This window comes from Janthinobacterium longum (genome assembly GCF_051380735.1).
Classification (GTDB): domain Bacteria; phylum Pseudomonadota; class Gammaproteobacteria; order Burkholderiales; family Burkholderiaceae_D; genus Janthinobacterium.
In genome coordinates, this window is record NZ_JBNYXQ010000010.1 from 1 (window position 1) to 24,569 (window position 24,569).

The window sequence follows — 24,569 nt, forward strand, 5'->3', positions numbered from 1 at the left end:
TCGCCCGCAAGGGCGATGGCGAACCGGGCGTCAAGACGATCTGGCTTGGTTTGAAGGATGTTCATGTGGCGGCGCAAACAATACGCACCCTACGTGAAATGGGGGCGCTCAACAGTTATGTATAACGAGGTGCCCTAAACCGCCACCTGTCGCGACCGCCGCTTTACCGGATGTGTCTATCATGTCATCGGGTCTCCATGATCGATTGTCTGGCCGCTTCAGTTCTTCTTGACGTTTTTTTGTCATTCTTAAATTGCTTCCCATAACCCCTGGCAAAAAAATTATGGGAATTATTTTTTTGGGCGGAACCGTCACGTCATGACGCACCGTATCTTTTATCTCGGTCAGGTTGACCGTATATTCAGCCCAGCCGCCGACAGTCTGATGAAACTCACCCTGATGATTGCCATGCTCATTCAGATCATCATCGTCGCTCACGGCAGTTCTCCCTTGTAACGTATCGTGTAGTTGTCCATGCCTTCTCCTTTTTGTACGGGTGTGTGTCCATCGGCGTTACTGGTGCCGCTTATCTTGTTGCCGTCGTCACGTATCAGCTCGAAAGCGATATCGGCTGCCGGTTTGCCGTTGACCTCCAGCAAACGGATGGCCTGATCAAAACTGGTATGGGGCCTTTCATTGAACTCCTGCGACACACTCTTCGGCGCCAAGGTTTCCAGATTGCCGTTGAACAGCACCGGCGATGACGTGAAGAACTGCACCTTGTCGCTGATTTCCAGCATGTGGTTGGCGCCGTGCAGGCGAATGCCTTTCTTGCCTTTGATATTGACCCAGTCCGCTTCGCTGATCAGCGACAGCACTTTGCGGGCGATGATGTCGACTTCGTCGTTGTGGGCTTCGATGGCGATCTTGCCGGAGGCGGCGATCAGTTTCATGCCGGCCTTGTGGACGAAGATGCGCAGACTGTGGGCCACGCTGGCAAAAAGACTGTGGCCGCTGGCCAGGGCGATATCCTTGCCGCTGGTTAGCGCCACATGCTCGCTGGCGCCCATATGGACCGAGGCCGCGCTCGACAATTCGATGCCGGCCGGGCTGGCCATGACCAGGTGCGGTTCGGACAGCTCCGGAAAATGCTCTCCGCTGCCCTTGATGGCCTTGTTTTGCTGCTTGATGGCGTCAGCCACGGCGCCTTGCTCGCTGGCGCTGTCCTGGGCGCCGGCGTCGACTGCCATCTCGGCCAGGCCATGCTGCAGTTCCCTGGCCTGCGCCAGCCGGGCCAGGGTATCGTCGAGCTGTTTTACGGCGCCTGTACCGCCCGGTGTTTCGGTGGTGATCAGCAGGCCTTTGCTGGCGCGCAGCGCGCCCCAGGCGTTGGTGGCCAGTTCAAAGCCGGTGCCGCGCGCTTCCTTGCGGCCGGCGTGGTCGTCGATGCGGGCGATATTGCCGAGCGACAGGCGGCTGTCCTGGTGGCTGCTGCGCAGCTGGGCCTGGCTTGCCTGCTGCGTATCGTCGAGTACCAGGTGATTCGCACCGCTAGCCCCCAGCTCGCGGCTGCGCAGGCCGGACAGGGCGCGCTGCTGCGGCAGTTGCCAAGGGGGCGGGTTGGCGCTGTTGTACACCACGCCGGTCACGATGGGGTGGTCGATATTGCCGTCCTGGAATTGCACCACCACTTCCTGGCCCACTCTTGGCAGCGCGATCTGGCCCATCTGCGTGCCCGCCATCGGCATCATGACCCGTATCCATGGCGAACTGCGCTCGTCGAATTCTCCCAGGCGGTCCCAGTGAAACTGCAGGCGGATGCGGCCCAGCGCATCGGTGTGGATTTCCTCGCCGGCCGGGCCGACTACCAGCGCCGTCTGCACGCCAGCCACCAGGCAAGGTTGGCTGTTGTAGTTGCGGCCCGGACGCCAGCGCTGGTCCTTGCGCACGCAAACAAAACCGTTTTCGTAATGGGACGGCGCGTCGCTGCCGGCTTGATAATTGTTGCTGGCGACATGCTCGACCGACAGGATCAGGTATTCGCGCGCTTTGGCGTCGTCGCGGCGCGGCTCGCCGCGCTGGTATCGCCTTTCCTGTGCGCTGAAATGGCCGGCCAGGGTAAAACAGCGGCCCGCCTGGGCCTGGCGCTGGTTGCCTGCCGCCTCGAAATACAGGCGCAGATGATCGCTTTCTTCCATGCGGCGCTGGGCCAGCAGTGCGCCATGGTCGCTATCCCGGTAGCCATAGGAACCGGTGTTTTCATATAGTTCATGGACGGCGACGTCGCCCTGGCGGTTCAGTGAGTGGCCTGTGGCGCGTTGCGGCCGCGGGTTTTTATAGTCGAAGCTGGCCAGGGTCAACAGGCCGGAACCGAGCTGGCGCACGGCCTGCCATTGATGTACGCCATCGTCTTCCATCGAGCCGGAGCCGGCATGAAACTGCATGGCGCCCTTGGCCTCGCCATCGATCAGCTCGGCCAGAGTGCTGTCGTCGGCCAGCCAGAGTGTGTGGCCGTCCGGGCGGTGTTCATACCAGTAGTGCCAGCCCAGTGCTTCCCAGCGCCGGTGCAGATGGTTGTAGTCGGTTTCGTTGTGCTGATTGGCGCAGGACAGTTGCGGATCGTCACCTTGCAAACAGGTCTTCCAGTCACGTTGCTGGTAGTGCGCGAACGTGGTTTCGGTCAATTGCATCACGCTTTGGCCATGGAACGAGACATTGTCCTGGCGCAGCCTGGCAAACGCCAGCCAGGGCTGCAGCAGCATGTGGTACCAGGCAAAACCGCCATCGGCGCGCAGCAGGCGAAATTCCCCCACATAGCCGTTGAAGTGCCGCAGGCTGCCATCGTCGCGCACCATGCTGATGGTCACCATGCGCCCCATCATGGCGCTCAAGGCGATATGGGCGTCGTCGGACAGCATTTCCACCTCGAAACGAAAGTCGCGCGACAGCGCTTCCTTCGCCTGAATGGAGTTGACCAGCAGCACGGTATCGGCAGGACCGTCGCCATGCGGAAAATCCAGGCGCAGCAAACGCCGCTCCTGCGAGGCCGAACCGAAGACGGACAATGCTGCCAGGATGCTGTTGTTCATGCTGCGCTCCACTATAAAGAAGTGATCAGCCTGGCGCCGCAAGCCGTCTTGTCGCCGTCGTAGGCATAGGCGCGGCCCTGGTGCCTGGCGCCGTCGCCGTCGGGCTGGACAGGAAAACTGCCCTTGCATCTGGGGCAGACCGTCATGTCGCCGGCCAGCACCGCCGCCACACCCATTACGATGGTGCTTGAGGTTGCGCTGCTGACCGTGCCGCCATGGTCGGTCTTGTCGCCCAGGCGTATCACGCCGCGTCCCTGATGTTTCATGTCGTCCTCGCTTGCCTCAAGAGATAGCGCACTTCGGCGCCGCGCACCTGGCCCTGGCGGCCTGGCAGGAAAGTGCTCCAGCCCAGCCGGCGCTGCCTGGCCGGATTGCTGGTCAGCACCAGTTTGCTAATGCAGGGCTCGCTCAGCACCAGCCGTATTTCGACTTGCAGGCTGGGCGCGCCAAACAGTGCAAGCATTTGCGCCAGTGCCTGCGCACCGGCACCGTGCGGCAGGAAACGTTGCAACTCGGTCTCGTCCACCGGCCCGACATGCAGGCGTACGCGCCGGTCGTGCCGCCAAAGGCGCAAGCCGACGGTGGCGCCAAAGCCCAGCACGAAATTGGCGCTGCCAAGCCGACTCAAGCGGTCTGGCGGCAAGTAGTCCCAGGCGCCGGCAAATTGCTCCAGCACCATGGGAATGCGGCAATGGTCGGCCAGCACCTTGACAATCGCGTGCGCCGAAGCGGGGCGGTTGCGCAACAGCCCCGCATACCAGGGCGCCGCACTGGCTGCATCACAGGCGGCGGTAGCATGGACGCCGGCCAGCGCCAGCAGCATCGGCAGTTGATCATCCCTGGCCTCGGTCGCCAGCCGGTGTTCCAGCCGGTATTTGCCGCACGCCTGGTAAAACAGCGTCACCAAGCGGTGCGAAAAAATGTCCAGGAAGGCTGAAGCGCCATCGTCCCTGGTGGCGGCCTGGCTGATGGCGATGCCCTGCGTATGGTGCAGGGGCAGGGCACCGCTGTTGCCGAGCAAACCGATAAAGGCTGGCGTGATGGCGATACTGCCGTCGTCCTGCTGCGACAGGCGTTCGAGCTGACTGGCCGGAAAGCCCAGCGACAGGCTGTTCCGGAAGCGCAGCACTTCGTCCAGCGCCTGTTCCGGCGGCACGCCCTGCTGGCGCAGCCAGCGCAGTAGCAGGCCCACCGCCTGCATGAACTTGTAGCGCCATGGTTCGGCCATCAGGTGTGCGATCACACCAGATATTGCATGCCGTTTCTTGGTTTGCATCGGATCAGCTCCTTTCCGCTTTGCAGCGACAGCACCACCAGTTCGACAAAGCTGTTGATTTGCACATACAGGCCCAGGAACTGGTCGATGACCCGTACGAACAAATGCATGCTGGCGCCGACGAACGCTTCTTCGTCGAGCGTCAGGCGCACTTCGAGGCCATGCACCAGCGACGCGCCACGCGGGTGGCGCAGCCAGGCGGTGGCCGGGCGCTGTTCCAGCGCCACGATGCCGCCTATCTGGCGTTGCGAGGTGGCGCTCTGGGCCAGGTCGTACAGCACCAGCATTTCGCGCAGGGCAGGCAAGCCTTCTTGCGTCAGCGCATGATGATTCAGCGCCAGGTGCGATACCAGGCGCCAGTGCATGCCTTGCCCCGGCGCGTAGCGGCGTGGCGCACTGGGCCGGCGCAGCAGCCGCAGTGGCGCGCCGTCGCCGCAAGGCTGCAAATCGCCTCGCGGCTGGCCGTGTTTGAGCAGCAAAGGCAGGTCGCGGTTGCTGCAGCTCAGCATCAACGACAGGGTGGCTTTTTCCGGCACTAGGGGATTGAAGTCGCCATCGACCAGGCTGATGGTTTTTTCATGGCCAGCGCTGTTGAGTGCCACGGCCGGATCTTCGCGCATGACCCAATACGGCCCCGGCTGCGCCGCGTCTTCGCCATGGCGCAGGCTGTACAGGGGACGCACTTCGCTCGCGCTGGCGTCGCCGTTGCGCTGGCGCAGCATTTGCACCGATTCAATGCCCAGGACCTCGTAGCCATGCGCGTGGGTGGCGTGGGCCAGCACGGCGTACTCGGTTTTCTGCTGCGTGACCGTGACCGGCACGCCGGTTTGCGGAAACAGGTTGATCACGGGACTGCAACCGGGCAGCAGGTTGGCGCTCGACAAGCTGGCCAGCATGCGCGCGCTGTCGCCGTCAGCCGGCATGCCGGTCAATACCAGATGCAGGGTATAGCCGCGAGAGCCGGCCGGCAGGCGCGCTTGCAGGGCCGCGGTGTCGATATCGACGAAATTGAATTTTTCCGGGTAGGCAAAATACTCGGCCAGGATGCGGTAGGCGCTGTGCGAACGTGCGCCAAACGGCAACATGGCGTCCGCTTCGGCAAAGCCCACCGGCGCCAGCGGTGGCGCAGGCAAGGCCAGCCATTGCCCGTCGGTACCTTCGACCCAGGCGCTGCCCGCATGCAGGAACAGCGCGTCGTACAGCGCGGCGGCAAACGACGGCTCGCCATCGATAAACAGGCGTAGCGTCGTCGGCGGCTTGCCGTCATGCTCGATGGCGATGCCGATCACCGCGCTGGCGCCCGCCGGCAGGCGCACGGCGGGCGGCGCCTTGATGCGGGTGTCGAAGGTGGCTGCCGTCAATCTCGCGTCGCCGGCCGCGATATTGTAGACGGCGCTGAAACGGCAGCGCACACCGCGCACGGGAGCCGAATCCATCAGGCTGCCGGCCGGCAAGCGCAGCACCGTGCAGCCCTGCGCGGGCGGCGGCAGGCGCACGATCGCGCAGGACGGGAACGGCCGCAAATAGTGCGGAAACAGGGTCTCGAACAGGGCGTGCGTGAATTGCGGATAGTCATCGTCGAGACGCTTCGAGATGCGCGCCGCCAGCAAGGCCACCGACTCGATCAGATGTTCGACGTGGGGGTCTTCGCAAGCCTCGCCCGACATCTGCAGCTTGCCGGCGATGCGGGGATAGCGCTCGGCAAACTCCCGGCAATGGCGCCGCAGCAGCACCAGTTCACGTTCGAAATACGGCAGCAAGGTTTCCATGCCTGTGATGCGCCTGGCAGCGCCGGTGTCATGTGGAAGTGCCAGTATCGAGGTGTTTTCTCAAAAGCAATTTGCGATTACGCAAAATTCAACAGTACTTGCTGCGCAAGCTCAATGACTTTCATCCTGGCAACTTCAGACTGGAGGAAGAGGGCGACCTTCAACCATCACCGGGGAGAACAGCGTGACATTGCCATCAAAATTATTATGGTCGGAAGGGCTGGCCATCAGCCCGCAGCAGTTCCAGCAACTGGACCTTTATCATGAAGCGCGTTTGCAGCGGCTGGTGTCCTTGATCAGCCCGCATTTGTGGGGCGTGCACGTGCTCGACTGGAATGCCGATGCGCTGGCCAATAACAGCTTGCGCGCCGACACCCTGTCGCTGGTGTTCCAGGACGGCGAGATCTATGAAGCGCCTCTCGGCGATGCCTTGCCGGCCGCGGTCGACCTGTCGCGGCTGCCGTCAGATGAGCACAGCTTTACGTTCTACGCGGCGCTGCCGGTCATGAAAGCGCATGGCGGCAACCTGGCGTCCGGTGCGCGTTATCAACAGGCAGATATCGAAACGCCCGACCTGTACAGCGAAGCCGTCAGCATGCCGGTGGCCTACCTCAAAAAAACCGTCCGCCTGCTGTGGCACGGCGAGCCGCTGCAGGACTATCTGGTGATGCCGCTGGTGTGCCTGCGCCGCGGCGGGCGTGGCGGCTTCGAGATCGATGCTTCCTGGCTGCCGCCGTGCCTGACCATCAATGCGGCCACGGGATTGCAAAAGATGCTCGATTCGCTGATCGAGCGCCTGGGCGCGAAAATAGCCTCGCTGTACAGCCGCCATCGGCAGCCGGGCCATCATGCGGTGGAGTTTCATGGTGGTGACATGTCTTCGTTCTGGATGCTCAATACTCTCAGCACGGCGATTGCCACCCTCAGCCATTGCGCCACCCATGGCCGCCACCATCCGGAGCAGTTGTTCGGGCACCTGACGGCGCTGGCCGGCGGCCTGATGACGTTCTCCAGGAAATACGCCTTGAAAGACCTGCCGCGCTACCTGCATGACGACCCCGCGCCCGGCTTTGGCAAGCTGGACTTCATCATCCGCGACCTGGTCGACACGGTGCTGCTGTCGCGCTATTTTCCGATCGCGCTGGAAATCGATGCGGAAAAAAGCACCCACTATCATGGCGTGCTCGATGCGGCGCAGGTCAACCTGCAGACCACCTTGTGCCTGGCCGTGAATGCCGATTTGCCGGCGCTGGAACTGGTTGCGGTGATACCGCTGCAATTGAAGATTTCTTCGCCCTCGCAGATCGACGTCCTGTTGGCACGCGCCTTGCCCGGCGCCGCGCTGCGACATATGGCTCAGGTGCCGGCGGAAGTGCCGGTACGGCCGCACACTTATTATTTCTCGATCGAAAACAAGGGCGCAATCCATGAAGCAATAGTCAAGGCGCAGGCGATCACCATCTATGTGCCGTCGGGGATCCGGGGATTGCAGTTGGAATTGTTCGGTATCAGTGCCGCTGGTCACGCGTAGCGCACCCGCCAGATGATTCTTTAAGGAATGGACTTGCCCACGTTGTTGACGTTATCATGTTTTTGCAAGTGTCAGTGACACACGATAATGGACAAGGCGGGCATGGGCATGGCAGGCGATGCAAGGGGTGGGCTGATGCCTGGCGCCGGGAAACGACGGGCGGTGCTGCGGCGCTGCAGCCGCGCATTGCTGCTCGTGCTGGCCTGTGGCGCTTGCGCCCATCTCGCCGCTGCTACCGCCGCTGCTGTGCCGGCCACCCTGCATGGCAAGCGCGTGCTGATTCTCAATTCATATGACTACGGCCGCTCTGGCGTGGAATCGTACACGCGCACCTATATGAAGGCCATGAAGGACGGTGGCCTGGCCAGCGAAGATGTGATGGTGGAATTTCTCAACCTGAACACCCTGAGCGAGCCGGTGCTGCGCGCCAAGATGCGCGAATTGTTGCTGTTGCGATACAGTAACGGGTCGGACCACCAGGCCGACCTGATCGTTGCCATGCAGCAGTCGGCGTTTGACTATCTGCTGGCCGAACTGGCGCCGCTGGCGCAATCGACGCCGGTGCTGGCGATCAATACCTCGGGCAAGGCGCTGCCGGCCGGCACCCGGCCCACCATCTGGCAGCAGCAGGCGACTGTCGATTTCGCCGGTACCCTGGCGCAGGCGATGGCGCTGTTCCCGAACACCCGGCAGATCGTGATGGCGGTTGGCGCCAGCGAGGCTGACCAGGCACTCAAGCGCCGCATGCAGCAGGCGGCCCAGGCCAGGCTGGCCAATGTGCCGGCCTTTGGCCTGTATAACGCCAATCTGGGAAAGGGCATCCTGGGCGGCTCGATACTCGATATCGAGAGTGCTGCGCAGCAGGTGGCGCGCCTGTCGCTCGGTGTGCTGGCCGGCCGGGTGCCCGGTGCGCCGGGCGTCTTGCTGCCGACGGTGCGCCCGGTGCCGATGTACGACTGGCAGCAATTGCAGCGCTGGGACGCCGATATCAAACGCCTGCCGGCGCAGGCCGTGTTCCTGAACCGGCCGCCGAATGTGTGGCAGGAACACAGCCTGGCCGTGCTGGTGGTCGGTGGCGTGTTCCTGATGATGGCGTGTCTGCTGAGCGCCTTGCTGCTGCAGCAGCGCCGGTTGCGGCGCGCGGAAAGCGAGGCGCGCGAAAGCGAGCAGCGTTTCCGCATCCTGGTCGAGCATGCACCCGAGGCGATCCTGGTATATGACCTTGATCTTGACCGCTTTGTCGACGCCAACAGCAGTGCGCAGCAGATGCTGGGCATGTCGCGCGAGGACCTGCTCGCCTGCGGGCCGTTCGATCTGTACAGCAGCGAGCAGCCGGATGGCCTGCCGCTGGGGCTGGTAGTGAAAGACCATTTGCGCCGCATCATGCTGGGCGAGGCGATCAATGTGGAGCGCAATATCCGTCGCGTCGACGGCAGCGTGTTTCCTGCCGAAGTGAGGATGGTTCGCCTGCCGATGGACGGTCGGCGACTGGTGCGCGGCGGCATCGTCGACATCAGCGCGCGCAAGCTCGGCGAACTGGAGTTGCTCGGCTACCGCGACCATCTGGAAGAGCAGGTGCAGCAGCGCACGGCGGCGCTGTCGGTGGCGGTGACCGAGGCGCAATCGTCCAACCGGGCAAAAAGCGTTTTCCTGGCCAATATGAGCCATGAATTGCGCACGCCCTTGAATTCGGTGATCGGTTTTTCACAGATGATGGCCGACTCGACCAGCATGTGCGAGGAAGAAAAACAGAACCTGGCCATCATCAACCGCGCCGGCCACCATTTGCTCACCCTGATCAACGACATCCTGGAATTGTCGAAGATCGAAGCGGGCCGCATGCAGCTGCAGACCGGGCCGGTGGATCTGAACGGCGTGCTTGACGAGGTGCTGGAAATGGTACGCATGCGTGCGCGCGAGCGAGGCATTGCGCTATGCGTGGAACGCGCCAACGTGCCGCCGCTGGTCATGCTCGACGGCGCCAAGCTGCGCCAGGTGCTGCTCAACCTGTTGTCGAACGCGCTGAAATTCATCGAACGGGGCAGCGTTACCCTGTCGCTCGATTGCCAGCCCGATGGCAACGGCCAGGTATTGCTGGCGTTTGCCGTACGCGATACGGGGAGCGGCATCGCCGAGGCCGACCTGGAGCGCATTTTCGAACCCTTCGTGCAGGCCGACAGTGCCGCAGCGCAGGCCGGTACCGGCCTGGGCCTGAGCATTTCGCGTGAGTTCGTGCGCCTGATGCAGGGCCAGTTGCAGGTCGAGTCGACCCTGGGCCAGGGGTCGGTATTTCATTTTTCGCTGAACGTGCCGATGGTGGTGGCGACACCTGGCTTGCCGCTGCCGCCTGGGCGCGTGTGCTGCCTGCCGCTGGCCCAGCGCGGCCGCGCGCTGCTGGTGGTGGACGACGATGTCAATTGCCGCAAGCTGCTTGCCGGCCTTTTGGCGCCGCTCGGTTTCGTGCTGCAGGAAGCGGGTGGCGGTGCGCAGGCGCAGGCGATGCTCGCCGCGCAGCGTTTTGACCTGGTGCTGACCGACTGGCGCATGCCCGAGATGGACGGCTTGCAGCTGACGCGCTGGCTGCGCGCGCAGGTGGGCCTGGCGCAACCTCGGCTGGCGATCATGACGGCATCGGCCTTTGAAGAGGAAAAGCAGGAAGCGCTGGCGGCCGGCGCCGATGCTTTCTTGCGCAAACCGATCGAGCAGGAGCATCTGTTTGCCATGCTCGAACAGCAACTGGGGCTGCGCTTCCTGCGCGAGGAAGCGTGCGCCGCGCCTGCCGTGGCAGGGCTCGCCGGCGAACTGCCGGCGCTGACGCCTGGCGAGCTTGCGCTGCTGGCCCCGGCCGAGCGCCAGGCACTGCTTGAGGCAATCAGCGCGCTCGACCTGCGCCGCAGCGCCATCGTGCTGGCCGGCCTGGCCACGCGACTGCCGCAACTGGCCGCGCGCATGGCCGCCATGCTCGAGCAGCACCAGTACCGGCAATTGTGCCTGTGGCTGGCGCAGGATGCCGATAAAGGGCAGGCATGAGCGAGGCAACGATCAAGGTCAAGGGCCAGTCCGGGCGCCTCGATGGCATCTCCATCGTGCTGGCCGTCAGCGTGGCGCTGACCTTTGTAGTGACTTTGCTGCTGCTGGTGTTCGCCGTGCTGTTCTACCAGTCCGAGCGCGCGCAGCGCTGGCAGCAACTGCACCGCACCGTGTCGGTCAGCGCCGACCAGCTGGCGGTAGCGGTCGAACTGCCGCTGTGGAATCTCGATGAAAAGCAGATGCAGGCCATCATGCGCAGCATCCTCGGCAACCGCGAACTGTATGCCATCGCCCTCACGCCGGCGATCGGCAAGGACACCATCATCCTGCGCCGCAACGTTGATGGCGCCATCGACAGCCTGCAACTTGAACCGGACGATCCGTCGCTGCTGGCCGAGCGGCGCATGGTGACCCTGGGCGGCCAGATCATCGGCGCCGTTGCCGTGTACGCCGAGCCGTCGGTGCTGCATGCGCAGCTGCGCCAGCGCGCGCTGGCCATCGGCGCCATTATCGTTGCGCTTGACGTGATCCTGGTGGCCAGCATCTGGCTGCTGATGTGGTGGCTGATGCTGCGGCCGCTGAAGGCTATCGGCCAGTATGCAGCGGCCGTGCGCGCCGGCCAGCCGGTAGCGGCCGGCATGCCACCGAAGACCTGGTTCCTGGGCGAACTGCGCACCTTGTACCGATCGATCCGCGACATGGTGGCACTGCTTGACAGCCGCTACCGGGCTTTGCAGCGCAGTGAAGAGCGGGTGCAGCTGGCCACCGGGGCGGCCAGCATCGGTATCTGGGACTGGAACGTGGCCGACGACGAACTGGAATGGGACGACCAGATGTACACGCAGTTCAAGGCCGATCCTGCGGCGGGCTTGCCGCCATCGACAATCTGGCGTGACTCGCTGCTGCCGGAGGATATTGAACCGACAAAACAGGCGCTGCGCGCGGCGCTCAAGGAAGGCCACGCCTTCAAGCATGAATACCGCATCGTCTGGCCTGACCAGTCGATCCGCTATATCAAGGTGGACGCGGTGCTGTTTCGCGATGCCGCCGGTAAGCCCCTGCGCCTGGTGGGCTCCAACTACGACATCACGGCCCACCGCGAGGCCGAAATGGAGCTGCTGCGTCACCGCCACCACCTGGAAGAACTGGTGGCCGAGCGCACCGGCGCGCTGTCGGTGGCCGTCAATCAGGCGCATGCAGCCAACCGGGCCAAGAGCGTATTTCTGGCCAATATGAGCCACGAACTGCGCACGCCCTTGAATTCGGTGATCGGCTTTTCGCGCCTGATGGCCGATTCGGTCCATATGCATGCCGATGAAAAGCGCAACCTGGCAATCATCCACCGCTCGGGCAAGCACTTGCTCAACCTGATCAACGAGATCCTCGAATTGTCAAAGGGTGAAGCGGGCAAGCTGTCGCCGCAATGCGAGGTGGTGGCGCTGGCGCCGCTGCTGCAGGAAGTGATGGACATGATCGAGCTGCGCGCCGAGCAGCATGGCCTGCTGCTGCGCCTCGATTGCGCCGGCCTGCCGCCTGCGGCCTGTGTCGATGGCACGCGCTTGCGCCAGGTGCTGCTGAACCTGATGACGAACGCCGTCAAGTTTGCCGGCTGCGGCACGGTGACCTTGCGCGCGCGCGGCGTATGCCTCGGTGGGGACGAATGGCAGCTCGACTTTGCCGTCAGCGATACCGGCGCAGGCATCGCCCCGGCAGACCAGCAGCGCATTTTCGAGCCTTTCGTGCAGGCCGACAGCGACGGCCCGAAAGACGGCACGGGCCTGGGCCTGGCCATTTCGCGCGAATTCGTTTGCCTGATGAAAGGCGCATTGACGGTGGAATCACAGCCGGGGCAGGGCGCAACGTTCCGCTTTGCGATTCCTGCGCGCGGTGCCGAGTTGCCACCGGTGGCAGCGTCCCAGGCTGCGCTCCCGGCCACGGTGATGGCCAACCCGGCACGCGTGCTCAGTGCAGGTGACCTTGCCGTGCTGGTGCCAGACGAGCGCGCGGCGCTGCTGGCGGCGCTGCGCGAACTGAACCTGATGCGCGTGGGGCTACTGCTGCAAGCCTTGCCGCAGGACGCGCAAACGCTGGTCGCGCCGCTGCAGGCGATGCTGGAGCAGCACCAGTATCTCGAGTTGTGCGCGCTGCTGGAACAAAGTGACGGGCGCCTGCCGACGTGATTGTGGACTGACAACATCGGCCAGGATAAAAAATTCGTAAAAAGCCAGTTGTGCAGTGGTGCTAATTTGCAATGAAGATTATGATGATAGAACGTAGTTCACTGCAAAACGAGTCTTGTCCAGCGCGCCGGCAATCGCTGCGCCTTATCCAGAGCTGAGAGAACTGCTACATGCATCGCGATTTTCCGGAAGTCAATACGAAGGGCGAAGTACTGATCGTCGAGGATACCCCGGCGTCGCTCAAGCTGTTGAGCGACCTGCTCGGCGCCGCCGGCTATGCCGTGCGCCAGGCGCCGAATGGCGAGCTGGCCCTGTGGACGGCGCAATCACGTCCGCCCGACCTGATTCTGCTCGATGTGCGCATGCCCGGCCTCGACGGCTTCGAGGTCTGCCGCCGCCTGAAGGCCTCGCCCGAACTGTGCCAGGTGCCGGTGATTTTCCTGTCGGCGCAGCACGACACCGACGACAAGGTGCGCGGCTTTGCGCTGGGCGCCGTCGACTTTATTGCCAAACCCTTCCAGGCTGAAGAAATACTGGCCCGTACCGACGCCCATGTGCGCCTGCGCCGGGCGCAGCTGCAACTGACGCAGGAACGCACCACGCTGGAGCAGCGGGTGGCCGAACGCACGGCCGAACTGGAGCAGGTGGCCAGCAACCTTGCGCGCGAAGTGCAGATACGGCGCGCCAACGAAGACCTGCTGCGCTTGTCCGGCCAGGTGTTCGAGGCCACCCAGGACGCCATCCTGATTACCGACCCGCAAGGGATCATCCTCACCTCCAATCCGGCATTCACGCGCATCACCGGCTATACGGCGCAGGACGTGCGCGGCATGGACATCATGCGCCTGCACGCCGGCGAGGTGGGCGAGGTGGGCGAGGCAGCCCTGGAGGCGCTGCGCCAGGGCTTGCGCACCAGTGGCTGCTGGTCTGGCGAGGTGCAGACGCGGCGCAAGAGCGGCGACATCTACCCCAGCCACCTGAGCGCGACCACGGTGTATGGCCCGCACGGCGACGTCATCAATTACATCGGCGTATTCCTCGATATCAGCGAGCGCAAGGCCGAGCAGCACCTGATCGATTTCCTGTCCTGGCACGATGCGCTGACGGGGCTGCCCAACCGGGCGCTGGTACGCGAGCGCTTTGAGCAGCAGCGCCCGGCTGCCATCCGCGAGGGCCAGCAACTGGTGCTGATGTGCCTGGACCTGGATCGCTTCAAGAACATCAATGACTCGCACGGCCAGGCCGTGGGCGACAAGGCGCTGCAAGTGGTGGCGCGCTTTCTGACGGGCTGCGTGCGCGAAGGCGACACGGTGGCGCGCCAGGGCGGCGACGAGTTCCAGATCCTGCTGCAGGACGACGCGCTGCTGGGGCGCACGATGGCACTGGCGCAAGCCATCCTGGCCGGCCTGCGTGAAGAACTGAGCGTGGGCGGCGACCGCCTGGTGCTGAACACCAGCATCGGCATCGCCATGTGCCCGGCCGACGGCGATACTTTCGACGATCTGCTGCGCCATGCCGACACGGCGCTGGTGCGGGCCAAGGAACTGGGGCGCGACCACTACGCGTTTTTCACCGAACGCATGGGCAACGATATCCGCGCCCGTCTGGCCATGCAGCAGCAACTGCGCGGCGCCATCGCGCGTAACGAATTCGAGGTGCATTACCAGCCGCAGATGTGCTTGCGTACGGGCGCCATGCTGGGTGCCGAAGCGCTGCTGCGCTGGAATAATCCGGTGCTGGGCAAGGTGCCGCCGAACCTGTTCATCGCGCTGGCCGAGGAATACGGCCTGATCACGGCCATCGGCGAGTGGGTACTCGACAGTGTCTGTGCGCAGATCAGCGCCTGGCAAAGTGCCGGCCTGGGCAGCATCAAGGTGGCCGTCAACCTGTCGGGCAAGCAGTTCGCACAGGATCGCACCGTGCCGTTCGTCAAGGCGACCTTGCACAAATACGGCCTGGATCCGGCCTGCCTGGGCATCGAGATCACCGAAAGCACGGTGATGGGCGACCCGGACAAGGCGGTCGCCGCGCTGACCAGCCTGAAAGATATCGGTGTGAGCATCTCGCTTGACGACTTCGGCACCGGCTACTCGAGCCTGGGCTACCTGAAGCGTTTTCCGATCGACGTGCTGAAGATCGACAAATCATTTGTCGACGACGTTACCACCAGCAGCAGCGACGCGGCGATTGCCCTGTCGGTAATCTCGCTGGCGCACAACCTGCACATGCGGGTGATCGCCGAGGGCGTGGAGACACGCGAGCAGGTCGACTTCCTGACCCGCCATGGCTGCGATGAAATGCAGGGATATTATTTCAGCCGTCCGCTGGCGCTCGAAGCTTTCACGGCGTTGCTGCGCGAGCAGGGGCCGTTCTGCGTCATATGATTGCCGTGATCTTCAAGGGCTGGCCGAAGTCCATGGCGTCGATGAAATAATCAGGTTGGATATGAGCACCGCGCGTAGCGAACAGAAAGGATCATTATCGTGCCTGGCCGCGCAGATGGAGTTGTCTGCATGAAGTCACTGATGACGTTTCTGCTGGCACTGTTGTGGGGAACCGTCGCAGCCGCCAACGGCGTGCCCGTTGTACAGCCTGTCACCGCGAGCTTTCGGGTAACGAGCGAATGCGGTGTCGCGCAAGACTTGCGCCTCGGTGCGGACGCCGCGCTGACCACTTGTGCCGGCAAGGCCTCGGAAGTCGCTGCGGTCATGCCCGCTTTGGTAGTGGCGGGGCGGCGTCTGTATCTCAACGCCGACCTGCGTTTGAGCACGCCCGATGCCATCAGTCTCAGCATCCTGATCACCGCCTATCACGGCGACCAGGTGGCCAGTCATAGTGGCGGCAATTACCTTTTCAGTGGCGGCCTGCTGCAGGCCAGCGCGTACATACCCCCGGAAGCGGACAAGGTAGGTGTTTTTATCCAGGTAAACAGCGGACCGGCCCAACTTCATATCCATACACTGTCGCTCAGCAGGAGCAGCGCGGTGTACGCACCGGGACAGATGAGCAAGGACAGTGCGGCCTATCTGGAACAAGCGTTCGACAAGCTGACCAACTACTATCTGTACTACGATGCGGACCGGCTGCGCACCTTGCGCCAAAGTGCCGGCATCAGCGTCAGCGGCGCCGTGTCGCCAGCCGACCTGAGTCTGACGCTGAAGGACGTGGTTCGCCTGCTTGGCGACCCGCATAGCCGGTTCCTCACGGTCGAGGAAATTCGCATCCTGGACGCCAGCAAGGCACGCGAGCGTGCCGGAAGTCCGTCTGACGACCACGCAATTGACGCCATACTGCTGGCGCCTGATCTGGCTTATGTGAAGCTTTTCAGCAAGGCGCCCGTCACCCGGGAAGCGCGGCAACGCTACGCGCACCAGGTGCGCGACGTGCTGCGCGACATGCATGAGCGCGGCGCGCGGCGCTGGATTGTCGATTTGCGCGAACAAAGCGGCGGCAGCACCGGGCCATTGATTGCCGGCTTTCGCCCACTCTACGGCAACATCGATGTCGGTTATACGGTCGACCGTAACGGCAAGCGCCGCCGCTGGGCCTTCGGCATTCCAGCCGATAGCGACGACCAGGAACCGTATTTCACCGGCGCCGATCCCATATTCGATGGCGTGCGTGAGCCGGTGGCACTATTGATCGGCAATCGCACCGCCAGTGCCGGAGAAGCCCTGCTGACCGCTTTTCTGCAGCGCCCGCACAGCGCGACCTTTGGCGCCGCCACTGCGGGATTGACCACCAGTGTGTTCGACCGCCCCTGGCCGGATGGAGCCAGTCTGGCCATCAGCACTGGGCGTTATGCCGACCGAAATGGCCAGGTAATCCTGGGAAAAATCGCACCCGACCATGCGCTTGATACCCAGCCTGAAGACCACCGGGACGCGGTGCTTGAGGCCGCCCTGCAATGGATCAGGCAGCTCTGAAGCCTTCCCGGTTGACTACGAGAGACGATCCCCATTGCAGAACTGGCACCGGCTTGGGTGCATCGCGTCCAGCAAGCGCCCCATGATGGTGCAGCCGCCACACGGCGGTGCATGATTGTCACTTCCTCCCTCCCGCTGCCAGTTCAGGCATTGGCACGCATCGTGCTTTGATCAAGCTTATTTGCTTGTGCACTGACTACCGCCATGCCTGATTGCAGCACGTCCATATTGACGACCGACGCCGAGCCCTCCCATGGGGCATGGCAGGCACAGCTGACGCTGGGCTTTGCCTTGCACGGCGACGTCAGTCGCCTGGTCGAGCGCCGTCACAGCGGGCCGCTGCGCGTGCAAAAGCCGCTGTATCCGGAAGGCGGCGCGGTCTGCCACGCCATTATTGTGCACCCGCCGGGCGGTGTGGTCGGTGGCGACCAGCTGGCCGTCGACGCGACGGTTGGCGATGGGGCGCACGCCTTGCTCACCTCGCCGGGCGCTGCCAAATGGTACCGCGCCAATGGCCATGTCTCGGGCCAGCACATCGTGTTGCGCGCGGGCGCGGGCAGCGCTATCGAATGGCTGCCGCAGGAGAGCATTTTCTTCGACCAGGCCTGCGTGCGCCTGCGCCATGAAGTCGACCTGGCGCAAGACGCCAGTTACCTTGGCCTCGATATCGTTTGCCTGGGCCGTAGCGCCTCGGGTGAATCATTCAACACCGGCAGCATCGGCCAGCACACGCAGATACGCCGCGGCGGCAAACTGCTGTGGTGGGAGCAGGGCACGCTGGTCGCTGGCGGCTCATTGATGCAAGGCGCGCTGGGTATGGCCGGCCACAGCGTGTGCGCGACCTTGCTGGCGGTCGGCATGCAGTTGCCGGCACAAGTGCTGGCGGCGCTGCGCGCACTGGCCGTGCCCGAGGGCGCGAAGTTTGGCGCGACGCAAATGAAATCGGTGCTGGTGGTGCGCCTGCTGTGCGACGACAGCGAGGCGGCGCGCCGCGTGATGCTGGCCGCGTGGAAGTTGCTGCGCCCGGCCTTGCTGGGGCGCGCCGCGGCGGTTCCCCGCATCTGGAATACCTGACCATACAAAAGGACAACCATGGATTTGACACCACGCGAAAAAGACAAGCTGCTCATTTTTACGGCCTCGCTGCTGGCCGAGCGGCGCCTGGCGCGCGGCCTGAAACTCAATTATCCGGAAGCGGTGGCGCTGATCAGCGCAGCCATCATGGAAGGCGCGCGCGACGGCAAGTCGGTGGCCCAGTTAATGTCGGATGGCGCGCAGATACTCACGCGCGACGATGTCATGGACGGCATAGCCGAAATGATTCCCGATATCCAGGTCGAGGCGACCTTCCCCGATGGCAGCAAGCTCGTGACCGTGCATAACCCGATACCGTAGTCACCGCAGCATTTTTACAGGAGCCGGACATGATCCCAGGCGAATACAGATTGGAAGAAGGCGAAATCAGCATTAACGCGGGCCGTACCACGGCCACCGTGGTGGTGGCCAATCGCGGCGACCGGCCGATACAGGTCGGCTCGCATTTTCATTTTTTCGAAGTCAACCCGGCGCTGTCGTTCGAGCGCTGGCGCGCCTATGGCATGCGCCTCAATATCGCCGCCGGCACCGCCGTGCGCTTCGAGCCGGGCCAGCAGCGCACAGTGGAACTGGTGGCGCTGGCCGGCGAGCGCAAGGTATTCGGCTTCAATGGCGAGGTCATGGGCGAATTGAAAGATACTCCACCCGGAAAGGAATGAGATGGCCAGTATTCCCCGCAGCGCCTATGCCGAAATGTTCGGCCCGACCAAGGGCGACCGCATTCGCCTGGCCGACACGGAATTGTTCATCGAAGTCGAACACGATTACACCATCTATGGCGAAGAAGTGAAATTCGGTGGCGGCAAGGTGATCCGCGATGGCATGGGCCAGTCGCAGCGCAATGCGGCAGAGGTGATGGATACCGTTATCACGAACGCCGTCATCGTCGATCACTGGGGCATCGTGAAGGCCGATATCGGCTTGAAGAATGGCCTGATTTTCGGCATCGGCAAGGCGGGCAACCCCGACATCCAGCCCGGCGTGACGCTGGCGATTGGCGGCGCCACCGAGATCATCGCCGGCGAAGGCATGATCGTCACGGCCGGCGGGGTCGACACGCATATCCATTTCATTTGTCCGCAGCAGATCGAGGAAGCCCTGATGAGCGGCGTGACCACCATGCTGGGGGGCGGTACCGGGCCGGCCGTCGGCACGGCCGCCACCACCTGCACGCCGGGGCCATGGCATCTGCATTCGATGCTGGCGGCGGCCGACGCGTTCCCGATGAACCTGGGCTTTATGGGCAAAGGCAATGTCAGCCTGCCGACGCCACTCGAAGAACAGGTGCGCGCCGGCGCCATCGGCCTGAAACTGCATGAAGACTGGGGCAGCACCCCGGCCGCCATCGACAATTGTTTGTCGGTGGCCGAGCGCATGGATATCCAGGTGGCGCTGCACAGCGACACCCTCAACGAAGGCGGCTTCCTGGAGCACACCCTGGCCGCTTTCAAGGACCGCACCATCCACACTTTTCATACGGAAGGGGCGGGCGGCGGCCACGCGCCGGACATTATCGCCGCCGTCGGGCAATCGAACGTGCTGCCATCGTCGACCAATCCGACCCGCCCATTTACCGTCAACACGCTCGACGAACACCTGGACATGCTGATGGTATGCCATCACCTGGACCCGGCGATCGCCGAAGACGTGGCCTTTGCCGAGTCGCGCATCCGCCGCGAGACGATTGCCGCCGAAGATATTCTGCATGACCTGGGGGCTATTTCGATGATGTCGTCCGATTCGCAGGCGATGGGCCGCGTCGGCGAGGTGATCATGCGCACCTGGCAGACGGCGCACAAGATGAAGGTGCAGCGCGGCTCGCTCGCCCCCGACGGCGCGCGCAACGACAATTTCCGCGTCAAGCGCTATATCGCCAAGTACACCATTAACCCGGCCATCACGCATGGTATTTCGCATGTGGTCGGCTCGCTGGAGCCGGGCAAGATCGCCGACATCGTGCTGTGGAAACCGGCCTTTTTCGGCGTCAAGCCGTCGATGATTTTAAAGGGTGGCATGATTGCGGCGGCGCAGATGGGCGACCCGAATGCCTCGATCCCGACCCCGCAGCCGGTGCATTACCGCATGATGTTCGGCGCCTTTGGCGGCGGCCTGAAAAAGTCGTTTACCTTTGTCTCGCAGGCGGCCTATGACCTTGATATCGGCCATCAGCTGAAGCTCAATAAAACGCTGATCGCGGTGAAAAACATGCGCGGCCTGCGCAAGCGCGACATGATACATAACGGCGCCACGCCGCAGATGGAAGTCGATCCGGAAACCTACGCCGTGCGTGCCGACGGCCAGTTGCTGGTGTGCGAAGCGGCCAGCGTGCTGCCGATGGCGCAGCGCTATTTTTTGTTCTAGGACTCATTGAGAATCACGATGCTCACTTTGCATACCAAATTGACGGCCGACGACAGCCACGCGATTATCGGGCAACTGGTGCTGCCGTATGACCAGCGCGAAAAATGCCGGCTGCGCGCCACCTTGTCCACCGGCGAGGAAGTGGCCGTCTTTACCGTGCGCGGCACGGTGTTGCGCGATGGCGAGCTGATGACGGGGCCAGATGGCCGCGTGGTACAGATCGTCGCCGCGCGCGAACCGACCTACCTGGTGCGCTGTGCGGATGCGCATACCTTGCTGCGCTGCGCTTTCCACCTCGGCAACCGCCACACGCAGGCGCAGGTGGGCGATGGCTTTCTGCGTATCCGCAAGGACCCGGTCCTGAAGGAAATGCTCGAAGGCCTGCAGGCGCTCGTGACGGAAGAAAGCGCCCCATTCGAACCCGAGGCGGGCGCTTATGGCGGTGGCCATGGCCACCACGAGCACGGCCAGCATCTGCTGGCGCCGGTACCGTTGCGCCAGAAAATCCACCGTCCCGGCGACGCGGCCTGATGCAGGCGTCCGCGCTGCTGCACTTGCTGCAGTTCGCCAGTCCGGCCCTGCCGATTGGCGCCTACAGCTATTCGCAGGCGCTGGAAGCGGCGCTTGAAAGCGGCGCCGTGCGCGATGCGGCCAGCGCCCGCCACTGGATCGCCGAACATCTGGCGAACGTGGTGGCGCGCTGGGAAGCGCCTTTGTGCTGGCGCCTGATGCAGGCCTTCGAACAGCAGGACTTTGACAGCGTGCGGCGCTGGAGCGAGCGCTTTATCGCTTCGCGCGATACGGCGGAGTTTCGCGCCGAGACCATACAGATGGGCTATTCGCTGACCAAGCTGCTGGGCGAACTTGGTGTGGCCGACGGCGCACTGATCGCCATGCTCCAGAGCGAAGCGGAAGTTGCGCTGCCGACGGCCTATGCCTGTGCGGTGGCGGCGCTGCAGATTCCGCACCAGCAGGCCTTGCTGGCAATGCTGTTTGCCTGGGCCGAAAATCAGGTGCTGGTGTGTGTCAAATCGGTGCCGCTGGGGCAGGTTGCCGGCCAGCGTTTGCTGCTGTCGCTGCGCTCCGATCTGGAAGCGGCGGCCGTCACCGCGCAGAGTTTGCAAGACAACGAGATGGGCAACTGGACGCCGGGCCTGTCGCTGCTGTCGATGCGGCACGAAGTGCAGTACAGCCGGCTGTACCGCTCCTGAATCATTCAATGAAAGACTAGAAAATGACATCGACAACTTCCAATCCGCTGCGCGTGGGCATCGGCGGGCCGGTAGGCTCCGGCAAGACGGCCCTGTGCGAAATGCTGTGCAAGGGCATGCGCGAACGCTATGACATGGCCGTCATCACGAATGACATCTATACCAAGGAGGACATGGAGATCCTGCTGCGCGCCGACGCCTTGCCGGCCGAGCGCCTGATGGGCGTGGAGACGGGCGGCTGCCCGCACACGGCGATCCGCGAAGACGCCTCGATCAACCTCGAGGCGATCGCCCGCATGCAGGCCGATTTCCCCAACCTCGACCTGATCCTGGTCGAATCGGGCGGCGACAATCTGGCCGCCACCTTCAGCCCGGAATTGTCGGACCTGACGCTGTATGTGATCGACGTGGCCGGCGGCGAAAAGATTCCGCGCAAGGGTGGCCCCGGCATCACGCGTTCGGACTTGCTCATCATTAACAAGACCGACCTGGCGCCGCACGTGGGCGCCGACCTGGACGTGATGGCGCGCGACGCCAGGCAGCAGCGCGGCAGCCGGCCGTTTGTGTTTACCAACCTGCGCAGCGGCGACGGCGTGCAGGCCGTGATCGATTTTATTCGCGAGCAAGGTCTGCTCGATCAACAGGAGACGCAATGAATACCTTTTCCCTGAAACACACGGCCGTGCTGGCCACGCTTTCCATGCTGGCGCTGCCGGCCATGGCGCATCCGGGACATGGCGAAGCGCTGGGCTTCCTGGCCGGCGTGGCCCATCCGTTTACCGGGCTCGACCATCTGCTGGCGATGCTCGGTGTGGGCATTTGGGGCGGCCAGCAGCGGCGCAGCCTGGCGCAGCCCGCAACATTTCTGGGCATGATGTTGCTGGGTGCACTGGCCGGCATGGCCGGGTTCGGCATTCCCGGGCTGGAAATGGGCATCGCCGCCACCGTTGCGCTGACCGGCATGGCTATCGCTTTGGCGCTGTCGCTGCCGAACTGGCTGGGCGTGGGCCTGGTGGGCCTGTTCGCGCTGGCGCACGGCAATGCCCACGGTCACGAGTTGCCGGCCGCTTCGGCCGCTTTCGGCTTTATGCTGGCCTCCGCCATTCTGCTGATGACTGGGCGCTTTATCGGTCAGGTGATGGCGGTGCGCATCGTGCGCGTTGCGGGTGCGGCCATGACGGCGGCCGGCCTGGTGCTGATGGGCATCAGCTGAAGCTGACTTCAGCCGGGGCGCTTTTCGGACAGCACGATGGGCGAGGCATTTTCAGGATGCAAGCCCTGGTGTCCGGCATACGCGGCGGCTATCGCCGCCATGTCGGCTTCCTTGTCGCCCGTCAGGTATAAATGGTCGACCATGCCCAGCACCTTGCTCGGGTAGTCGATATACACCAGCAACAGCGGCACGTTGGCGGCCAGCGCCAGGTGGTAAAAGCCGCTGCGCCAGTTCGGGCGGTAGCTGCGCGTCGCTTCCGGTGTGATCGCCAGCCAGTACCAGTCGGCGGCCAGCATGCGCTGCGCCTGCCGTAGGGTAGTGCCGCTGGTGGTGCTGCGGTCCACCGGTTCGCCACCCAGGTAGCGCATCAGTTTGCCCAGCGGGCCGCGGAACAGCGCGTCTTTTGCCAGCCAGCGAAACGGCAGATCCAGCGCCCACTTGGCAAACAGGCCGATCGGAAAATCCCAGTTCGAGGTATGCGGGTACACCACCACGATGCCGCGCGGGCCGGGCAGGGGCCGAAAGCGCACGCGCCAGCCGAACAAATGCAGCATGCGCAAGGCGCTGCGGCGGCGCCAGGTGGGCAAATCATCTGTTTGCACAAAATGCTGTTCCATGAAGTGTCGTCCTTGTTGTCGATAGTGGGCTTGGGCGGCAAGCGCAGACGATTTCTCCACAGCAAAAAAACCGCGCAGGCATTCTATCTGCCAAAGACGGCCACGACAAGCATGGCCATGCCAGTTCTTGCTTTCAGGCTGTACAGCTTGCTGTTTGCAGGACGAAGGGAGGAGGGGGTGATGCAGGAACAACGGTGGCGGCCACGCCCGCCGCGACTGTTGGCGGCGTGGCCGATTGATGGCTCAGGGATCAGGCCAGTGCAGGGTAGTCGGTGTAACCGGTGGCGCCTTTGGCGTAGATCGTCTCGGCGTTCAGCGCATTCAGTGGCGCATCGGTTTGCAGGCGGATCGGCAGGTCCGGGTTGGCGATAAACCACAGGCCGAAAGCGACCGCATCGGCCTCGCCCTTGTCCAGCAGCGCCTGGGAAGCGGCCTTGTCCATTTTTTCATTGGCAATATACACGCCGCCGAACTGTTCCTTCAGGTAGGGGCCCAGGCGGTCGTCGCCCAGCGCTTCGCGTGCGCAGATGAAAGCGATGCCGCGCTTGCCCAGTTCGCGCGCCACGTAGCCGAAGGTCTCGCGCGGTGTGGAGTCGCCCATGTCGTGTGAATCGCGGCGCGGCGCCAGGTGCATGCCAACCTTGTCGGCGCCCCATACGGCGATACAGGCGTCGGTCACTTCCAGCATCAGGCGGGCGCGGTTCTCGATCGAGCCGCCGTAGTTGTCGCTTCGCTGGTTGGTGCTGTCTTGCAGGAACTGGTCCAGCAGGTAGCCATTCGCACCGTGTACTTCCACGCCGTCAAAGCCGGCTTTTTTCGCATTTTCCGCACCCTTGCGGTAGGCCGCCACGATGCCGGGGATTTCTTCTGCATCGAGCGCGCGCGGCGTGACGTATTCCTGCATCGGGCGCACCAGGCTGACATGGCCGGCCGGCTTGATGGCGCTTGGCGCCACGGGCAGGTCGCCGTCCAGGAACAGCGGAGCGGAGATGCGGCCCACATGCCAGAGTTGCAGCACGATCTTGCCGCCGGCCGCATGCACGGCGTCGGTAATTTTCTTCCAGCCTGCCACCTGTTCGTCGGACCAGATGCCCGGCGTATCGGCATAGCCCACGCCTTGTGGCGTGACGGCGGTCGCTTCGGAGATAATCAGGCCGGCCGAGGCGCGCTGCACATAGTACTCGGCCATCAGCTCGGTGGGCACCCGGCCCGGGTTCTCGGCGCGCGAGCGCGTCAGCGGCGCCATGATGACGCGGTTTTTCAGTTGCAGGCTGCCGATGGTGATCGGGTCAAATAAAGTGGTCATGTCGTGTGCTTTCATAGGGTTGGCC

At 63.6% G+C, this 24,569-nt stretch carries 21 protein-coding genes; 14 read left to right on the forward strand and 7 right to left on the reverse strand.

Going from position 1 to position 24,569, the window contains the following annotated elements:
• Nucleotides 1-125 (forward strand): IS4 family transposase (locus ACQ4WM_RS20690; protein ID WP_436548691.1); only part of this gene is annotated, 125 nt, incomplete at its 5' end.
• Here the strand turns inward: ACQ4WM_RS20690 and ACQ4WM_RS20695 are convergent.
• Genes ACQ4WM_RS20695 through tssF form a run of 5 tightly spaced genes read right to left on the reverse strand, consistent with a single transcriptional unit; the run spans nucleotide 109 to nucleotide 6,074 of the window.
• On the reverse strand, nucleotides 109-438 hold the full coding sequence (locus ACQ4WM_RS20695) for a hypothetical protein (protein WP_436548541.1): 330 nt from the start codon (nucleotides 436-438) through the stop codon (nucleotides 109-111). The two genes, ACQ4WM_RS20690 and ACQ4WM_RS20695, sit on opposite strands and share 17 nt — an antisense overlap.
• Nucleotides 435-3,029 (reverse strand): type VI secretion system Vgr family protein, encoded by a 2,595-nt coding sequence (locus ACQ4WM_RS20700; protein WP_436548542.1) that lies wholly within the window; start codon nucleotides 3,027-3,029, stop codon nucleotides 435-437. The genes ACQ4WM_RS20695 and ACQ4WM_RS20700 overlap by 4 nt, the downstream gene beginning before the upstream one ends.
• An 11-nt stretch (nucleotides 3,030-3,040) precedes the next feature.
• Entirely contained in the window at nucleotides 3,041-3,295 is a 255-nt protein-coding gene (locus tag ACQ4WM_RS20705; protein ID WP_436548543.1) for a PAAR domain-containing protein, read from the reverse strand.
• A complete protein-coding gene (gene tssG, locus ACQ4WM_RS20710) occupies nucleotides 3,292-4,305 on the reverse strand; it encodes a type VI secretion system baseplate subunit TssG (protein WP_436548544.1) in 1,014 nt (337 codons plus the stop codon). The genes ACQ4WM_RS20705 and tssG overlap by 4 nt, the downstream gene beginning before the upstream one ends.
• Nucleotides 4,269-6,074 carry a type VI secretion system baseplate subunit TssF gene (gene tssF / locus ACQ4WM_RS20715; protein WP_436548545.1) on the reverse strand — a complete coding sequence of 602 codons (1,806 nt, stop codon included), beginning with the start codon at nucleotides 6,072-6,074 and terminating at the stop codon, nucleotides 4,269-4,271. The genes tssG and tssF overlap by 37 nt, the downstream gene beginning before the upstream one ends.
• A 184-nt stretch (nucleotides 6,075-6,258) precedes the next feature.
• Here tssF and tssK point away from each other — a divergent pair, with 184 nt between their 5' ends.
• From tssK to ACQ4WM_RS20780, 13 genes are all read left to right on the forward strand, one after another.
• Nucleotides 6,259-7,605, forward strand: a complete 1,347-nt coding sequence (tssK, locus tag ACQ4WM_RS20720; protein ID WP_436548546.1) for a type VI secretion system baseplate subunit TssK — start codon at nucleotides 6,259-6,261, stop codon at nucleotides 7,603-7,605.
• 108 nt (nucleotides 7,606-7,713) lie between these two features.
• On the forward strand, nucleotides 7,714-10,635 hold the full coding sequence (locus ACQ4WM_RS20725; protein ID WP_436548547.1) for an ATP-binding protein: 2,922 nt from the start codon (nucleotides 7,714-7,716) through the stop codon (nucleotides 10,633-10,635).
• Nucleotides 10,632-12,815, forward strand: a complete 2,184-nt coding sequence (locus tag ACQ4WM_RS20730) for a sensor histidine kinase (protein ID WP_436548548.1) — start codon at nucleotides 10,632-10,634, stop codon at nucleotides 12,813-12,815. Before ACQ4WM_RS20725 ends, ACQ4WM_RS20730 begins: the two co-directional genes overlap by 4 nt.
• A 170-nt stretch (nucleotides 12,816-12,985) precedes the next feature.
• Nucleotides 12,986-15,199 carry a GGDEF/EAL domain-containing response regulator gene (locus tag ACQ4WM_RS20735; RefSeq protein ID WP_436548549.1) on the forward strand — a complete coding sequence of 738 codons (2,214 nt, stop codon included), beginning with the start codon at nucleotides 12,986-12,988 and terminating at the stop codon, nucleotides 15,197-15,199.
• A 129-nt stretch (nucleotides 15,200-15,328) separates the two neighbouring features.
• Nucleotides 15,329-16,741, forward strand: a complete 1,413-nt coding sequence (locus ACQ4WM_RS20740; RefSeq protein WP_436548550.1) for a S41 family peptidase — start codon at nucleotides 15,329-15,331, stop codon at nucleotides 16,739-16,741.
• Nucleotides 16,742-16,945: 204 nt separating this feature from the next.
• Nucleotides 16,946-17,815: an urease accessory protein UreD gene (locus ACQ4WM_RS20745; RefSeq protein ID WP_436548551.1), complete on the forward strand. Its 870-nt coding sequence runs from the start codon at nucleotides 16,946-16,948 to the stop codon at nucleotides 17,813-17,815.
• Between the two features lie 18 nt (nucleotides 17,816-17,833).
• Nucleotides 17,834-18,136, forward strand: a complete 303-nt coding sequence (locus tag ACQ4WM_RS20750) for an urease subunit gamma (RefSeq protein ID WP_308921823.1) — start codon at nucleotides 17,834-17,836, stop codon at nucleotides 18,134-18,136.
• A gap of 29 nt (nucleotides 18,137-18,165) precedes the next feature.
• Nucleotides 18,166-18,495 carry an urease subunit beta gene (locus tag ACQ4WM_RS20755; RefSeq protein WP_308921822.1) on the forward strand — a complete coding sequence of 110 codons (330 nt, stop codon included), beginning with the start codon at nucleotides 18,166-18,168 and terminating at the stop codon, nucleotides 18,493-18,495.
• A gap of 1 nt (nucleotide 18,496) precedes the next feature.
• A complete protein-coding gene (gene ureC / locus ACQ4WM_RS20760; protein ID WP_436548552.1) occupies nucleotides 18,497-20,197 on the forward strand; it encodes an urease subunit alpha in 1,701 nt (566 codons plus the stop codon).
• A gap of 18 nt (nucleotides 20,198-20,215) precedes the next feature.
• On the forward strand, nucleotides 20,216-20,728 hold the full coding sequence (gene ureE / locus ACQ4WM_RS20765) for an urease accessory protein UreE (protein WP_436548553.1): 513 nt from the start codon (nucleotides 20,216-20,218) through the stop codon (nucleotides 20,726-20,728).
• Entirely contained in the window at nucleotides 20,728-21,408 is a 681-nt protein-coding gene (locus ACQ4WM_RS20770; RefSeq protein ID WP_436548554.1) for an urease accessory protein UreF, read from the forward strand. The genes ureE and ACQ4WM_RS20770 overlap by 1 nt, the downstream gene beginning before the upstream one ends.
• Before the next feature lie 23 nt (nucleotides 21,409-21,431).
• Nucleotides 21,432-22,064, forward strand: coding sequence for an urease accessory protein UreG (gene ureG / locus ACQ4WM_RS20775; protein WP_436548555.1), 633 nt, complete (start codon nucleotides 21,432-21,434; stop codon nucleotides 22,062-22,064).
• The gene (locus tag ACQ4WM_RS20780) at nucleotides 22,061-22,621 is read left to right on the forward strand and encodes a HupE/UreJ family protein (RefSeq protein ID WP_436548556.1); all 561 of its coding nucleotides are present in this window, start codon (nucleotides 22,061-22,063) and stop codon (nucleotides 22,619-22,621) included. Before ureG ends, ACQ4WM_RS20780 begins: the two co-directional genes overlap by 4 nt.
• An 8-nt stretch (nucleotides 22,622-22,629) precedes the next feature.
• Here ACQ4WM_RS20780 and ACQ4WM_RS20785 read toward each other — a convergent pair whose 3' ends face one another.
• Complete coding sequence (locus ACQ4WM_RS20785) at nucleotides 22,630-23,238, reverse strand: 1-acyl-sn-glycerol-3-phosphate acyltransferase (RefSeq protein ID WP_436548557.1); 609 nt, start codon at nucleotides 23,236-23,238, stop codon at nucleotides 22,630-22,632.
• Nucleotides 23,239-23,488: 250 nt separating this feature from the next.
• Nucleotides 23,489-24,544: an alkene reductase gene (locus tag ACQ4WM_RS20790; protein ID WP_436548558.1), complete on the reverse strand. Its 1,056-nt coding sequence runs from the start codon at nucleotides 24,542-24,544 to the stop codon at nucleotides 23,489-23,491.
• Nucleotides 24,545-24,569 lie beyond the last annotated feature (25 nt).

Excerpts from the sequence above, each read along its gene's own strand:
- ACQ4WM_RS20700 (WP_436548542.1), bottom strand. The coding sequence starts at position 3,029 with ATGAACAACAGCATCCTGGCAGCATTGTCCGTCTTCGGTTCGGCCTCG.
- ACQ4WM_RS20705 (WP_436548543.1), bottom strand. The coding sequence starts at position 3,295 with ATGAAACATCAGGGACGCGGCGTGATACGCCTGGGCGACAAGACCGAC.
- tssG (WP_436548544.1), bottom strand. The coding sequence starts at position 4,305 with ATGCAAACCAAGAAACGGCATGCAATATCTGGTGTGATCGCACACCTG.
- tssF (WP_436548545.1), bottom strand. The coding sequence starts at position 6,074 with ATGGAAACCTTGCTGCCGTATTTCGAACGTGAACTGGTGCTGCTGCGG.
- ACQ4WM_RS20725 (WP_436548547.1), top strand. The coding sequence starts at position 7,714 with ATGGCAGGCGATGCAAGGGGTGGGCTGATGCCTGGCGCCGGGAAACGA.
- ACQ4WM_RS20730 (WP_436548548.1), top strand. The coding sequence starts at position 10,632 with ATGAGCGAGGCAACGATCAAGGTCAAGGGCCAGTCCGGGCGCCTCGAT.
- ACQ4WM_RS20735 (WP_436548549.1), top strand. The coding sequence starts at position 12,986 with ATGCATCGCGATTTTCCGGAAGTCAATACGAAGGGCGAAGTACTGATC.
- ACQ4WM_RS20740 (WP_436548550.1), top strand. The coding sequence starts at position 15,329 with ATGAAGTCACTGATGACGTTTCTGCTGGCACTGTTGTGGGGAACCGTC.
- ACQ4WM_RS20745 (WP_436548551.1), top strand. The coding sequence starts at position 16,946 with ATGCCTGATTGCAGCACGTCCATATTGACGACCGACGCCGAGCCCTCC.
- ACQ4WM_RS20750 (WP_308921823.1), top strand. The coding sequence starts at position 17,834 with ATGGATTTGACACCACGCGAAAAAGACAAGCTGCTCATTTTTACGGCC.
- ACQ4WM_RS20755 (WP_308921822.1), top strand. The coding sequence starts at position 18,166 with ATGATCCCAGGCGAATACAGATTGGAAGAAGGCGAAATCAGCATTAAC.
- ureC (WP_436548552.1), top strand. The coding sequence starts at position 18,497 with ATGGCCAGTATTCCCCGCAGCGCCTATGCCGAAATGTTCGGCCCGACC.
- ureE (WP_436548553.1), top strand. The coding sequence starts at position 20,216 with ATGCTCACTTTGCATACCAAATTGACGGCCGACGACAGCCACGCGATT.
- ACQ4WM_RS20770 (WP_436548554.1), top strand. The coding sequence starts at position 20,728 with ATGCAGGCGTCCGCGCTGCTGCACTTGCTGCAGTTCGCCAGTCCGGCC.
- ureG (WP_436548555.1), top strand. The coding sequence starts at position 21,432 with ATGACATCGACAACTTCCAATCCGCTGCGCGTGGGCATCGGCGGGCCG.
- ACQ4WM_RS20780 (WP_436548556.1), top strand. The coding sequence starts at position 22,061 with ATGAATACCTTTTCCCTGAAACACACGGCCGTGCTGGCCACGCTTTCC.
- ACQ4WM_RS20785 (WP_436548557.1), bottom strand. The coding sequence starts at position 23,238 with ATGGAACAGCATTTTGTGCAAACAGATGATTTGCCCACCTGGCGCCGC.
- ACQ4WM_RS20790 (WP_436548558.1), bottom strand. The coding sequence starts at position 24,544 with ATGACCACTTTATTTGACCCGATCACCATCGGCAGCCTGCAACTGAAA.